Source organism: Bradyrhizobium sp. 164, from assembly GCF_023073715.1.
Classification (GTDB): domain Bacteria; phylum Pseudomonadota; class Alphaproteobacteria; order Rhizobiales; family Xanthobacteraceae; genus Bradyrhizobium.
Genome location: NZ_JADPKA010000083.1, coordinates 355126 through 367812, shown reverse-complemented (window position 1 = coordinate 367812; position 12687 = coordinate 355126). Strand labels below are relative to the sequence as shown.

The 12687-nt window shown below is 64.6% G+C and carries 12 protein-coding genes; 7 read left to right on the top strand and 5 right to left on the bottom strand.

Annotated features, from left to right (window positions below):
• Window positions 1-194: 194 nt before the first annotated feature.
• Together IVB01_RS26870 and IVB01_RS26865 are read right to left on the bottom strand one after the other, a co-directional pair.
• Entirely contained in the window at window positions 195-1463 is a 1269-nt protein-coding gene (locus tag IVB01_RS26870; protein WP_247278297.1) for a serine hydrolase domain-containing protein, read from the bottom strand.
• A gap of 124 nt (window positions 1464-1587) precedes the next feature.
• Window positions 1588-2436 carry an SDR family oxidoreductase gene (locus IVB01_RS26865; protein ID WP_247278298.1) on the bottom strand — a complete coding sequence of 283 codons (849 nt, stop codon included), beginning with the start codon at window positions 2434-2436 and terminating at the stop codon, window positions 1588-1590.
• A gap of 150 nt (window positions 2437-2586) precedes the next feature.
• Between IVB01_RS26865 and IVB01_RS26860 the strand changes: the two genes are divergently transcribed.
• Window positions 2587-3306: an HAD family hydrolase gene (locus IVB01_RS26860; RefSeq protein ID WP_247278299.1), complete on the top strand. Its 720-nt coding sequence runs from the start codon at window positions 2587-2589 to the stop codon at window positions 3304-3306.
• 67 nt (window positions 3307-3373) lie between these two features.
• Here the strand turns inward: IVB01_RS26860 and IVB01_RS26855 are convergent, their stop codons facing one another.
• Both IVB01_RS26855 and IVB01_RS26850 read right to left on the bottom strand, forming a co-directional pair.
• Window positions 3374-3781 carry a nuclear transport factor 2 family protein gene (locus IVB01_RS26855; protein WP_247278300.1) on the bottom strand — a complete coding sequence of 136 codons (408 nt, stop codon included), beginning with the start codon at window positions 3779-3781 and terminating at the stop codon, window positions 3374-3376.
• A gap of 92 nt (window positions 3782-3873) precedes the next feature.
• Complete coding sequence (locus IVB01_RS26850) at window positions 3874-5358, bottom strand: mannitol dehydrogenase family protein (protein ID WP_247278301.1); 1485 nt, start codon at window positions 5356-5358, stop codon at window positions 3874-3876.
• A gap of 142 nt (window positions 5359-5500) precedes the next feature.
• Here IVB01_RS26850 and IVB01_RS26845 point away from each other — a divergent pair, with 142 nt between their 5' ends.
• The 6 genes from IVB01_RS26845 to uxuA all read left to right on the top strand — a co-directional run bounded on the left by IVB01_RS26845 (window position 5501) and on the right by uxuA (window position 11713).
• Window positions 5501-6313, top strand: coding sequence for a FadR/GntR family transcriptional regulator (locus IVB01_RS26845; RefSeq protein ID WP_247449792.1), 813 nt, complete (start codon window positions 5501-5503; stop codon window positions 6311-6313).
• 70 nt (window positions 6314-6383) lie between these two features.
• Window positions 6384-7361, top strand: coding sequence for a sialic acid TRAP transporter substrate-binding protein SiaP (locus IVB01_RS26840; protein WP_247449794.1), 978 nt, complete (start codon window positions 6384-6386; stop codon window positions 7359-7361).
• Window positions 7362-7473: 112 nt separating this feature from the next.
• Complete coding sequence (locus IVB01_RS26835) at window positions 7474-8052, top strand: TRAP transporter small permease (protein ID WP_247278304.1); 579 nt, start codon at window positions 7474-7476, stop codon at window positions 8050-8052.
• A 4-nt stretch (window positions 8053-8056) separates the two neighbouring features.
• Window positions 8057-9463, top strand: coding sequence for a TRAP transporter large permease (locus IVB01_RS26830; RefSeq protein ID WP_247278305.1), 1407 nt, complete (start codon window positions 8057-8059; stop codon window positions 9461-9463).
• Window positions 9460-10509 (top strand): L-idonate 5-dehydrogenase, encoded by a 1050-nt coding sequence (locus IVB01_RS26825; RefSeq protein ID WP_247278306.1) that lies wholly within the window; start codon window positions 9460-9462, stop codon window positions 10507-10509. Before IVB01_RS26830 ends, IVB01_RS26825 begins: the two co-directional genes overlap by 4 nt.
• A 13-nt stretch (window positions 10510-10522) precedes the next feature.
• Window positions 10523-11713: a mannonate dehydratase gene (uxuA, locus tag IVB01_RS26820; protein ID WP_247278307.1), complete on the top strand. Its 1191-nt coding sequence runs from the start codon at window positions 10523-10525 to the stop codon at window positions 11711-11713.
• 167 nt (window positions 11714-11880) lie between these two features.
• Here uxuA and IVB01_RS26815 read toward each other — a convergent pair whose 3' ends face one another.
• A complete protein-coding gene (locus IVB01_RS26815) occupies window positions 11881-12570 on the bottom strand; it encodes an aspartate/glutamate racemase family protein (protein ID WP_247278308.1) in 690 nt (229 codons plus the stop codon).
• Window positions 12571-12687 lie beyond the last annotated feature (117 nt).

Below are 12687 nucleotides of genomic sequence, written 5' to 3'. Positions count from 1 at the left end.
GATAGACCGGATGGCGCGAAAGCGAATCCGGAGGCGCTCGCCCGGGCGGGCACCTTCTATCGCCCCATATCCCGGCTCAACCGAGAGGGTCGATCATGTGTCGCGATGAGCGCAAGAAGTACGGCGTCCCGTGCTGACGTTAGATGCTAAAGGGCGGCCCGTTCGGCCGCCATTTAGATTTCGGCGCGCCGATCTCACTTCACCATCGCGCCGTAAACGATGTCCTGGACCTGTTCGCGATAATATTTCCTGAGTTCGCCCGGCGCCGCCGTTCCCACGACGACGACGAGACGCTCCTTGGGATCGCAGAAGAACTGCGTCCCGAAGGCGCCATTCCAGGTGAACTCGCCGGGATTGCCGGGGACCGACGACAGGCCTTCGCTGGTGCGGACCGCAACCGAAAGGCCAAAGCCGAAGCCGCCGCGATGCGGCTCGATGTTCGCCACGTTGTTCTTGATCTCGGGACCGAGATGGTTGGCCGTCATGTGATGCATGGTCTTGGGGGAGAGAATGCGCTGGCCGTCGAGCTCGCCACCATTGAGCAGCATCTGCCCGAAACGGGCATAGTCACCGATCGTTGCGAACGCGCAGGCACCGCCACAGTCGAATTTAGTCGGCGTGTCCAATAGCTTGATCGCCTGGGGCTTGCCGGTCAGCGGATCATTGGCGAACGGGCGGGCGAGGCGAGCGCGCTGTGCGTCCGTCGGGTGGAAGGTCGCGTCCTTCATTGCGAGCGGCTGCCAGACGTTGGCAGCGAGATAGTCGCCGAGCTTCTGCTCGCTCACCTTCTCGACCACAGCACCAAGCACATCGATCGAAAAACCGTATTCGAACTCAGTCGAGGGCTGATGCGCCAGCGGCAGTTTTGTGATGCGATCGATGAAGGCCTGGGTGTCGCCTTCGATCGCAGGCGCTATGCCATCGGGATATTGCCGCGCCACCGGACTGGAGCTGTCGGGGCGGCCGCCATACATCAGCCCGGACGTATGCCGGTAGAGATCATGGATGAAGATCGGCGAGGCCTGCGGCTCGAGCTTGAGCGATCCGTCTGCCTGATGCACGCCGACCTTCATGTCGGCAAAGGCCGGATAGTAGTCGGACAGCTTGGCCTGAAGCGGCAACTGGCCTTTTTCCATCAGCGTCAGGCCCGCGACCGCTGCCATCGGCTTGGTCATCGAGGCCAGCGCGAAGATCGCGTCGACAGGCATCGGCGTGCTCTTGTCTGGATCAAGCATGCCGTAAGCTTTGTAGTGCACGAGCTTGCCGTCCCGCGCCACCGCGACGACCGCGCCGGGTACGCGCTTGGCGGCGATCTCGCGCGCGAAGAAACTGTCGAGGCGTGCAAGGCCCTGTTTGGAGAAGCCGACATCGTCGGGATTGGCTTCGGGTAGCGGCGCGGCATTGGCCGTACCGAACGCGATGGCGGTAGCCGCCGCCGCGATCATGGTGATCGTCTTGTTCATTGCGTCCTCCCAAAGGCGCGAGCTCGTTATGCAGTGGCTCGCGAATGCCGAGATCACACGTCTGCGACTGAGCGGAGTCAAGCGCGGGCAGAACATGTCTGGGACGCGCCGGAGATGCCGGAACCTATCGTCCTTCGCCGGCGCGCCACAGCGCATCGAGGCCGTGCCGATAGGTCGGGTAACCAAGCGTGACGCCGAGCTCGCGCTTAAGTTTCGCGTTGGAGACCCGGGCGCTGCTGGCATAGAAGCTGCGGGCCATCGCCGACATCTCGGCTGTCGCGAACGCTTCTTCGGGCGGCGGTGCAACGCCCATCAGCTGCGCGGCGTAGGCGATCACGTCCTGCGGCGGCGCGGGCTCGTCGTCGCACACGTTCCAGGTGCCGCCGTTCGGGTGACGGACAGCGGCCATGATCGCGCTCGCGATGTCGTCGACGTGGATGCGGTTGAAGACCTGTCCCGGCTTGATGATGCGCCGGGCCTTCCCCGCACGCAAGGTCACGAGCGCATTGCGGCCGGGGCCATAGATGCCCGCAAGCCTGAGGATCGCGGCAGCGCCGCCTGTTGCATCCGTCCAGGCTTGCTCCGCCGCGAGCCGCATCCGCGTGCGTTCGAACATCGCCTGTGGCGGCGTGCTCTCGTCGAGCCATCCGCCGCCGTGATCGCCATACACGCCGATGGTCGAGAGATAGACGACCTTGCGGCGACCTGCCGCCACTACGTCCGCAAGGCCGGTGACTGCGGGATCGCCGGAGCTGCCGGGCGGGATCGATATGAGAAGGACGTCGGCGTCGCTGATGCGTTCGACCGTGGTGCGATCCAGATCACTCCCGGAAAAGGCTTGCACCTCGATGCCGGTGAGATCATCCCGCTGGCCGGGATCGCGCACGGTACCGGCGACGTGCGAGAAGGCGCCGCCGAACCTGCGGACGAAGTGCCTGGCGCTATAGCCGATACCAAGGATGAAGAGCCGCATGCCTCTGCCGTGCTGGTCGGGGTTCCCGTCGCGCTACCTGCGCGCCTCTCCGCTCATAAGAGATTTTTGGGGCCGGCAAAAGATATTGCAATTTGTCTCACCTGCGGCCGCGGGCGATGGTCACCCGGGCATTAGGAGAGATCATCGATCATGCAGGCAGAAGCATCCGCCACGCCGGTAGCATGCAATGCTGCCGACCTGATCCGGCGCGCCGCCGCGCTCATCTTCGATGTCGACGGCACGCTTGCCGAAACGGAGGAGCTGCATCGGCAGGCATTCAATCATGCCTTCTCGCGCCACGGGCTTGGCTGGGAATGGGATCGCGCCGTCTACAAGGACCTGTTGCGGGTGACCGGGGGCAAGGAACGCATGCGCGCCTACCACGCAAGGCTGCGGATCGCCCAACCATTGACGGGCGAGGACATCGCCGAGCTTCATCGCATCAAGACCGCCCATTATGCCGAGCTGGTCGAGACCGGCTGCTGTCCGTTGCGGCCAGGCGTGGCGGAGCTGCTCGCCGCGGCAAGGGCGCGCGGCCAGCGGCTCGCGATCGCGACCACCACTTCTCACGGCAATATCGACGCACTGCTCTCGCAGGCGCTGGGGCCGGGCTGGGCCAGGGTTTTCGACGCGATCGTTGCCGGCGACGACGTGCGGCACAAGAAGCCTGCACCGGACGTCTATCTCGAGGTCCTGGCACGGCTGAGGCTGACGGCGCACGATTGTGTGGCGATCGAAGACTCCGCTAACGGCATGATCGCGGCCTCACGAGCCGGCATACCGGTTCTGATCACGCGCAGCATGTTCTTCCGGGACGATGATTTCAGTGCTGCGCGGGTCGTGCTGGACGATCTGTCGAGGCTTGGATGAGGTGCTAAACAAAAAACTCGCAAAACAACCCCATGCACAGTAGATCACGCCGGTGTGATCGCCATCTTCAGTGGACGCGGTGGCTCGGGCTATCCTCTTCGGCCTGCTCGACAATCTGCGCGATCGGGCTCGATTGGTGATGCACCAGGCGCCAGCCGTCGCCGACGCGGCGGAAATGGTTCGCTGCCGCCAAAGCGGTGCCGTCGACGATCTCGATGCAGAGCACGCGCGCGCTGTCGCCGTCGACGATGGCCTGCGGTTCGGCGCACACGATCTGCGGCCGCTCCGGGTTCTGCAGGATGTCGCGCCAGCTTCCGATCACGGTGGCCCGCCCGATAATGGCCGGCCAGCCGGGATGGATGCAGGAAATGGCGTCATCATCCGCCCACATTCGCTCCATTTCGTTGAAATTGCCGGTCGAAAAGGCGGCGTAGAAGGCCGCGTTCGCGGCGATGACCTTGCTGTCCTTTGCCATGCCTCCCGGGTGCGGCAATGGCAAGCAAAAATCAAGCGCGACTTCCGTCGGCTTTGACCGCGATGCAGCATTCAAGATGCTGCGCTTTGTGGTCACGCCGAAACGTGCGCCGCCACCGCTCGCCGTGCGCCATCCTGATAGAGACGGCCGAGCGCCGCAGTCACGGCCTCGCGCAGGCGCGGCTCTGCGCCAAGAGGTCCGAACACCTTTGCGACCCCGAGCATTGCGGGCGCGAGCCGCTCGGCGATGGGACCTGCCTCGCGCGCCAGTGCGGCGAATTCGCCGGCGAGCGGATCGCGCACGTCAATCGCGCGGCCCTGCTCGTCGAGCCCGGTGACGTAGCGCATCCAGCCGGCCACCGCGAGCGCATGGGTTGCGATCGGCAAATCCTTGCGCAGGCGATCCTGCATCGCGCCGAGCAGGCGCTGTGGGAGCTTTTGCGAGCCGTCCATCGCGATCTGCCAGGTGCGGTGGTGAAGTGCAGGATTTGCGAAGCGCTTGAGCAGCGAGGCGCGATAGGCGGCGAGGTCCGTGCCTGAAGGCATTGTCAGCGTCACCGCGGCCTCTTCCATCACCTGCGCGGCGAGACGGGCGAAATGCGGGTCCTGCATGGTGTCGGCGATGGTCTCGTAGCCTGAGAGATAGCCGAGATAGGCCAGCGCCGAATGGCTGGCGTTGAGCAGCCGCAGCTTCATCAGCTCGAACGGCTTGACGTCGCTGACGAGCTCGACCCCTGCGGCGGCGAGATCGGGCTGGCCCGCGGGGAAGCGGTCCTCGACCACCCATTGCGTGAACGGCTCGGTCATCACGGGCCATGCGTCGTGAAGGCCCAGCGCGGATGAAACCGAGTCCCGGTCGGCGTCCGTGGTTTCCGGCACGATGCGGTCGACCATCGTGCAGGGGAAAGCGACTGCATCCGCGATCCACTTGCCGAGCTCATTCGACCGCAGCGCGGCGAACTGCGTCACGATCCGCTGCACGGTGTGGCCGTTGGCGGCGAGGTTGTCGCAGCACAGCACGGTGAACGGTGGAAGACCCTGCGCCCGCCGGCGCGCCAGCGCGGCCGCAATGAAGCCCGGAGCCGAGCGCGGTGCGTCGACATTGTTGAGATCGTGCACGATGTCGGGATGCCGCTCGTCGAGATCGCCGGTTTGCGGCGTGTGGCAATAGCCCTTCTCGGTGACGGTCAGGGACACGATGCGAATGGCGGGATCGACCATCCGCCCGACCAGCCGTGCCGGATCCTCGCGAGCGACGACGCTGTCGAGCAGCGCGCCGATGACGCGGTGCTCGGTGCCTTCGGCCGATCGTATGGCAACGGTGTACAGGTGGTCCTGTGGGGCGAGGGCGTCGCGCGTGTCCGGGCTGCGCAGGCTCGCGCCGACGATCCCCCAGGACGCGCTGCCGGCGGCAAGGCAGTCGTCGATGACGACGGCCTGGTGTGCACGGTGAAACGCTCCCAAGCCCAGATGCACGACGCCCGGCGTGACGCGCGAACGGTCATAGGCCGGGCGGCGGATGCCGGGAGACAGCCGCTCGAGATTGGTGCGGCCAAGGCGCGTTGAACGAAGGCGCATGGACGTCTCCCCTTTGCTTTGCCGCTGCTTGACATGGCGCCTGTCTTCGGTCAATGCTCCGGTCAATTGGTAAGACCAATTTTCCAAAATTGGCCGGTCGCGGGTGCACGAGGTGCCTCGCGACCCGTTCGGGAGGACCAGCGTGCCGCTGGAAGCTGTGGAGGCGAGACGACTCTATCGCCAGGTCGCCGATCAATTGCGAAGCCTGATCGACAGCGGCGAGTACGCCGTCGGTAGCCGCTTGCCGACCGAGCGCGAGCTCGCCGAGCAGCTCAAGGTATCGCGGCCGACGGTGCGCGAAGCTTTGATCGCGCTCGAGGTCGAAGGCCGCCTCCGCATCCGGGTCGGGTCCGGCATCTACGTGATCGAGCCCGCCGCCGTTGCGGCACCAGCACCCGCATCCGTCATCGAGGGCCCGTTTGAGCTGCTGCGCGCCCGCGAATTCCTGGAAAGCGCCGTCGCCGAAGAGGCCGCGCGCGTGGCGACCAAGGACGACATCGCCCGCATCGATGCGTCCCTTGTCGCGATGGAGAATGTCGAGCATCCCGGCGAAGCCTCGATGGTCCATGATCGCGCGTTTCACATCGCGATCGCCGGGAGCCTCGGCAATGCCGTTCTGGTGCGCGTGGTCGGCGAGCTGTTCGACCAGCGCCTCAATCCCTATTTCGCTCAGCTTGCGCATTATTTCGAGAGTCCGGGCACGTGGCGCACGGCGCTCGACGAACATCGCGCGGTGCGCGATGCAATCGCGGCGCATGATCCGCAGGCCGCGCGCGATGCCATGCGCAATCATCTGGCGCGCTCCCAGGAACGCTTCGCGCAGAATTTTGGTGCCGAGAACGCGGTGGGATCCTCGTCCGGACCCAGCCGCACGGAGCGAGCCGGGGCAAAACCGTCAAAACCGAAACATGCGCCGAAGAAGCGGGCTGCGAGCAGCAGCGCACGGCGGCGATGAGATTGGGCGGCTCGCTTCCGCTTTGGGGCGGGCGAACAAGAAGCAGACTTGAACGATGGAGGAAAAGTCGATGTTGAAGAAGATGACGATTGCCGCGGCGCTCTCCGCCGCCGCGCTGCTGGCTGCGACCAATGCAGGCATGGCGCAGACCAAGCTCAAATGGGCCCATGTCTACGAGACCTCGGAGCCGTTCCACACCGCATCGGTCTGGGCCGCGCAGGAGATCGGCAAGCGCACCAATGGCCGCTATCAGATCGAGGTCTATCCGGCCTCCCAGCTCGGCAAGGAAGCCGACATCAACCAGGGGCTCGCGCTCGGTTCGGTCGACATCATCATCTCCGGCTCCAGCTTCGCGGCCAAGAGCTTCCCGCCGATCGGCGTGACCTACTATCCCTATACTTTCCGCAACGCCGACCATCTTCTCGCCTATACCAAGAGCGACATCTTCAAGGAGCTCGCCAAGGGCTACGAGGACAAGAGCGGCCACCACATCGTCGCGGTGACCTATTACGGCGTGCGCCAGACCTCGTCGAACAAGCCGATCAGGACCTGCGCCGACATGAAAGGCCTGAAGATGCGCGTGCCCGACGTGCCGGCCTATCTCGCAATGCCGCGCGCCTGCGGCGCCAACACCGCGCCGATCGCGTTCGCAGAAGTCTATCTCGCGCTCCAGAACGGCACCGTCGAGGCGCAGGAGAATCCGCTGACCACAATCGAGGCCAAGAAGTTCTACGAGGTGCAGAAGCACATCGTGCTGACCGGCCACATCGTCGACCACCTCAACACCGTGATTGCGGGCGCGCTGTGGAAGAAGCTCAGCGACGACGACAAGAAGATCTTCACCGATGTCGCGCAGGAAGCGGCCGCCAGGGCCACCGAGGAGATCAAGCAGAACGAGGCCAAGCTGGTCGCCTTCTTCAAGGAGAAAGGCTTGAGCGTGACCGAAGTCGACAAGAACGAGTTCCGCGACACCGTGCTGAAGAACGTTGCGTTCGAGACTTTTGGTTACCGCAAGGCCGACTGGGAAAAGATCCAGCAAGTCAAATAGCAGTGGCTGTCATTCCGGGGCTCGCGAAGCGAGAACCCGGAATCTCGAGGTTCCGGGTTCGACGCTGACGCGTCGCCCCGGAACGACGTTGAGGTCCATTGAGGAGCAACCCATGTCGACCGCCGAAATCCACCGGCAGATCACCGCGGACGAGATCGCCCATACCTTCGAGGAAGAGGCGACGCCGAAGGTCGATCTCGGCATCTACGCGCTCGAGGACTGGCTGGCGCTCGCGATCTTCTGGGTGATGGCGCTTGCCGTCTTCCTCCAGTTCTTCACCCGTTACGTGCTCAACGACAGCTACGCCTGGACCGAAGAGATCGCGACCTACTGCCTGATCGGCGTGGTCTTCATCGGCTCCTCGATGTGCGTGCGGCTGTCGCGCCACATCCAGGTCGATCTCGTCTACCGCTATCTGCCGCAACCCGTGGCGCGCGCGCTGTCGACGGTGATCGACCTGATCCGGATCGTCTTCTTCGGCTACGCCATCAAGCTGGTCTGGGTCTATATCCAGATCATCGGCGACGAGCAGATGACCACGATCAATCTTCCCAAGGACTACGTATATTATGCCGTGCTGCTCGGCTTCGTGCTGATGTTCGCACGCTCGGTGCAGGTGGCAATGCAGAACTGGCGGCAAGGCTACTCGGTCCTCGAACGTCCCGGTGCCTACGACGGATCGGAAGGATAGGACCATGCTGCTGTTGCTCGGAGGCTTTCTCATCCTGATGCTGCTCGGCGTTCCCGTGGCGATTGCCATGGCCGCGTCGTCGCTGCTCTACATCCTGGTCAGCGGCGTGACGCCCGACGTCACGCTGGCGCAGCGCATGATCGCCGGCGTCGAGAGCTTTCCGCTGCTCGCCGTGCCGTTCTTCATTCTGGCCGGCAACCTCATGAACATCGCCGGCGTTACGGGGCGCATCTACAAATTCGCCGTTGCGCTCGTTGGCTGGATGCGCGGCGGCCTCGGCCACGTCAACATCATCGGCTCGGTGATCTTCTCCGGGATGTCAGGCACCGCGATAGCCGATGCCGCCGGTCTCGGCACCATCGAGATCAAGGCGATGAAGGACCACGGCTACTCCACCGAGTTTTCGGTCGGCGTCACCGCGGCCTCGGCGACGCTCGGACCCATCATCCCGCCGTCGCTGCCCTTCGTGATCTACGGCATGATGGCGAACGTCTCGATCGGCGCGCTGTTCCTCGGCGGCGTCATTCCCGGCGTCGTCCTGACCCTGTTCATGATGGCCACCGTCACCTACTTCGCGCACAAGAACAAATGGGGCAGCGATACGCCGTTCTCCTGGCCGCAGCTCGGCTCGGCCGGGCTTGAGATCGTCATCGTGCTGTCGTTCCCGCTTGCGATCTGGCTGATGACGCTCGCCGGCATGTCGACCAACATGGCGGTAGTGATCGGTCTCGGCACGCTGCTGGTGATCGACTGGTATTTCGACTTCTCCGCGGTGATGGCGCTGATGGCGCCGGTGATCCTGATCGGCGGCATGACCCTCGGCTGGTTCACGCCCACGGAAGCCGCCGTCGCCGCGGTGATCTGGTCGCTGTTCCTCGGCCTCGTGCGCTATCGCACGATGACGTTCCAGACCGTCGCCAAGGCGACCTTCGACACTATCGAGACCACGGCCTCGGTGCTGTTCATCGTCACGGCAGCCTCGATCTTCGCCTGGCTGCTGACGGTGTCGCAGGCGGCGCAGATGTTGTCGGACTGGATGCTCAGCATCACCCACAACAAATGGGTGTTCCTGGCGCTCGCCAACGTCCTGATCCTGTTCGTCGGTTGCTTCATCGACACCACGGCGGCGATCACCATTTTGGTGCCGATCCTGCTGCCGATCGTGCTCAAGCTCGGCATCGATCCCATCCATTTCGGCTTGATCATGACGCTGAACCTGATGATCGGACTGCTGCACCCGCCGCTCGGCATGGTGCTGTTCGTGCTCGCCCGCGTGGCAAAACTCTCGGTCGAGCGTACGACGGTGGCGATCCTGCCGTGGCTGGTGCCGCTGATGCTCGCGCTGATCGCGATCACCTACATTCCCGAACTGACCCTCTGGCTGCCAAAATACATGGGACTTTCCAAATGACTTCCACTGCTCTTGCCGCAACCCTATTCGGGCCCGAAGACCTGCGCATGATCGAGCATCCGCTCGACAAGCTCAGCGACGGCATGGTGCGCGTCCGGTTCGGCGCCGGCGGCATCTGCGGCTCGGACATGCACTATTTCCGCCACGCACGCACCGGCGATTTCGTCGTGAAGTCGCCGCTGGTGCTCGGTCACGAGATCTCCGGCGAGGTCGTGGAGATCGCCGGCGCCGCGGCGAACCTGAAGATCGGCGACCGCATCGCCGTCAACCCGTCGCGCTGGTGCGGCCATTGCGTCGCCTGCCGCGAGGGGCGGCCGAATCTCTGCGAGAACATCTACTTCATGGGCTCGGCCTCGAAGACGCCGCACATGCAGGGCGGCTTCGCCAATTATTTCGACGCGATTCCCGCGCAGTGCGTGAAGATACCGGACCACGTCTCCTATCAGGCCGCGGCGCTGGCCGAACCGCTCGCGGTCTGCCTGCACGCGGTCGCGCGCGCTGGCAACATCGAGGGCAAGCGCGGCATCATCTTCGGCGCCGGCCCGATCGGGCTGCTGACCATGCTGGCCGCGCGTCGCGCCGGTATGACTGATGTCACGGTGGCCGACATTGCGCCGGCGCCGCTGGCCTTCGCGACCCGGCTCGGCGCCTCGCATGTCGAGAACGTTTCGGGCGGCGAAGAGGGTCTGAAGGCGCACGCCGCATCGCGTCCCTATGATGTCGCCTTCGAGGTCTCGGGCACGGCCGCCGGCCTTTCCAGCGCGATCGGCATCGTCAGGCGCGGCGGTGTCGTGGTGCAGATCGGTAATCTGCCGGGCGGGCAGATCCTGACGCCGTCGAACGCAGTGATGGCGAAGGAGATCGACCTGCGCGGCTCGTTCCGCTTTGGCTTGGAGTTCATGACGGCGGTGGAACTGATCGCGGACGGCAGCGTCGACGTGCTGTCGCTGGTCACCGCGGAGCGGCCGCTGTCGACCGCGCCCGATGCGCTCAGGCTGGCGCTCGACCGCTCGCAGAGCGTCAAGGTCGTGCTGACCGCGAATTGATCGGAGACAACGCATGATGCTGGAAGGATGGCGCTGGTACGGGCCGGACGATCCAGTCTCGCTCGACGATGTCAGGCAGGCCGGCGCGACGGACATTGTCTCGGCGCTGCATCAGGTGCCGATCGGCGAGGCCTGGACGCGCAAGGCGGTCGAGGAGCGCAAGAATTTCGTTGAGAACGGGCAGCCCGGCCGCTCGCAACTGACCTGGTCAGTGGTGGAATCAATTCCGATCCCCGACGACGTCAAGCGACTCGGGGCTAAGGCGACGAAGTCGATCGAGGCGTGGATCGCGAGTCTCGAAGCGGTGGCCGCTTCGGGCATCAAGATCATCTGCTACAATTTCATGCCTGTCGTCGACTGGTGCCGCACCGATCTGGAATGGGAGCTGCCGAACGGCGCCCGCGCCATGCGCTTCGACCAGGACCGCTTTGCCGCCTTCGAGCTGCATATCCTCAAGCGTCCTGCTGCGCTTCAGGAGTATTCGCCGGAGCAGCAGGCCCGCGCGAAACAGCTGTTGGACAAGATGAGCCAGGCCGACATCGACTATCTCGTGATGGTCATTGCCAGCGCGCTGCCGGGCTCGACCACCGAGCCGATGACCATCCCGCAATTCCGCGATCGGCTCGAGACGTATCGCGACATCACGCCGAAGATCCTGCGGCGGCATCTTGCCGAATTCCTGGGCCGTGTCGCGCCGGTCGCCGAGCAACTCGGTGTATCGCTGACGCTGCATCCGGATGATCCGCCGCGCCCGCTGTTCGGCCTGCCGCGCGTTGCCTCGACGGCCGAGGACTACCAGGCGCTGTTCGACGCCGTGCCGTCCAAGGCCAACGGCATCTGCCTGTGCACTGGATCGCTCGGCGTGCGCGCCGAGAACGATCTGCCTGCGATGGCGGAGCGCTTTGGCCCTCGCATCGCCTTTGCCCATCTGCGCGCAACAAAGCGCGAGGCTGATGGTCTCTCCTTCTACGAATCCGATCACCTCGACGGCGACGTCGACATGATCGCAGTGCTCAAGGCGCTGCTCAAGGAGAATGCGCGGCGCTCGCCGGACAAGAGGATTGTTTTCCGTCCCGACCATGGCCACCGCATGCTCGACGATCTCGCCGCCACCAAGCGCACCAATCCCGGCTACACCGCCATCGGCCGCCTGCGCGGCCTCGCCGAGCTCCGTGGCGCGATCAGGGCGATCCAGCATCGGTAGAGGCTCGCTTCTCATCCGTTAGCGAGGCGTTTATCCACACCGTCATTGCGAGCCAACGGGTCCGCGCGAAGCGCGGCCCGATGGCTCGCAATGACGTGGAGAGAGGGGCTTCACCCCAGCACCGCCTGCCTGGTGGCGTGCTGCCGTCGCCGGGACTTGATACAGATTCACCCGATCGCGAAGTCGGCGGCCGTCTCGGCGTGAATGGCGGTCGTGTCGAACGTCTCGACCGAGGTATCGTCAGGGCCGACCAGCATCGTGATCTCGGTGCAGCCGAGGATGATGCACTCCGCGCCGCGCTCGACGAGCGCCGCCATTGCCCCTTGATAGCAACGGCGCGAGGGTGCAGCGACAGTCCCGAGGCACAGCTCGTCGTAGATGATGCGGTTCACCTCGGCGCGCTCGTCCGCGGGAGGAATCATGGCATCGAGATCGTGCGCGCGCAATCGGTCGATGTAGAAGTCTTCCTCCATCGTGAACCTGGTGCCGAGCAGTCCGACCCGCCGGTATCCCTTCGCCCGGATCCGCTCCGCCGTCGCATCGCCGATGTGAATGAACGGCACGGTGACGCTCGCCATGATCTCGGGCGCCAGTTTGTGCATCGTGTTCGTGCACAGCACGATCGCCCGGGCGCCGGCGCTTTCGAGGCGCCGCGCGATCTCGGACAGGCTCGTCGCCGCCTCCCGCCAGCGGCCGGCATACTGCATCTCCTTGATCTCCTGAAAATCGTAGGAATACAGCAGCAGCGGCGCCGAATGCAGCTTGCCCACGCGGTCGCGGACCCGCTCGTTGATGAGCCTGTAATAGAACGCAGTGCTCTCCCAGCTCATGCCCCCGATCAGGCCGATGGTTTGCATTCCGGTGCTCCAGGCGAGTCAATTTGACCGGATCGTAGTGGAAGACCTCTAAGCTCGCCATCACGACGATCGCGAAGCCCTTGATCATCTGCGGGTCCACTCCAGGGGTGGCCGTCG

Bases quoted from the DNA above. Each gene is read 5' to 3' on its own strand.
- IVB01_RS26870 (WP_247278297.1), bottom strand. From the start codon at position 1,463: ATGAACAAGACGATCACCATGATCGCGGCGGCGGCTACCGCCATCGCG.
- IVB01_RS26865 (WP_247278298.1), bottom strand. From the start codon at position 2,436: ATGCGGCTCTTCATCCTTGGTATCGGCTATAGCGCCAGGCACTTCGTC.
- IVB01_RS26860 (WP_247278299.1), top strand. From the start codon at position 2,587: ATGCAGGCAGAAGCATCCGCCACGCCGGTAGCATGCAATGCTGCCGAC.
- IVB01_RS26855 (WP_247278300.1), bottom strand. From the start codon at position 3,781: ATGGCAAAGGACAGCAAGGTCATCGCCGCGAACGCGGCCTTCTACGCC.
- IVB01_RS26850 (WP_247278301.1), bottom strand. From the start codon at position 5,358: ATGCGCCTTCGTTCAACGCGCCTTGGCCGCACCAATCTCGAGCGGCTG.
- IVB01_RS26840 (WP_247449794.1), top strand. From the start codon at position 6,384: ATGTTGAAGAAGATGACGATTGCCGCGGCGCTCTCCGCCGCCGCGCTG.
- IVB01_RS26835 (WP_247278304.1), top strand. From the start codon at position 7,474: ATGTCGACCGCCGAAATCCACCGGCAGATCACCGCGGACGAGATCGCC.
- IVB01_RS26830 (WP_247278305.1), top strand. From the start codon at position 8,057: ATGCTGCTGTTGCTCGGAGGCTTTCTCATCCTGATGCTGCTCGGCGTT.
- IVB01_RS26825 (WP_247278306.1), top strand. From the start codon at position 9,460: ATGACTTCCACTGCTCTTGCCGCAACCCTATTCGGGCCCGAAGACCTG.
- uxuA (WP_247278307.1), top strand. From the start codon at position 10,523: ATGATGCTGGAAGGATGGCGCTGGTACGGGCCGGACGATCCAGTCTCG.
- IVB01_RS26815 (WP_247278308.1), bottom strand. From the start codon at position 12,570: ATGCAAACCATCGGCCTGATCGGGGGCATGAGCTGGGAGAGCACTGCG.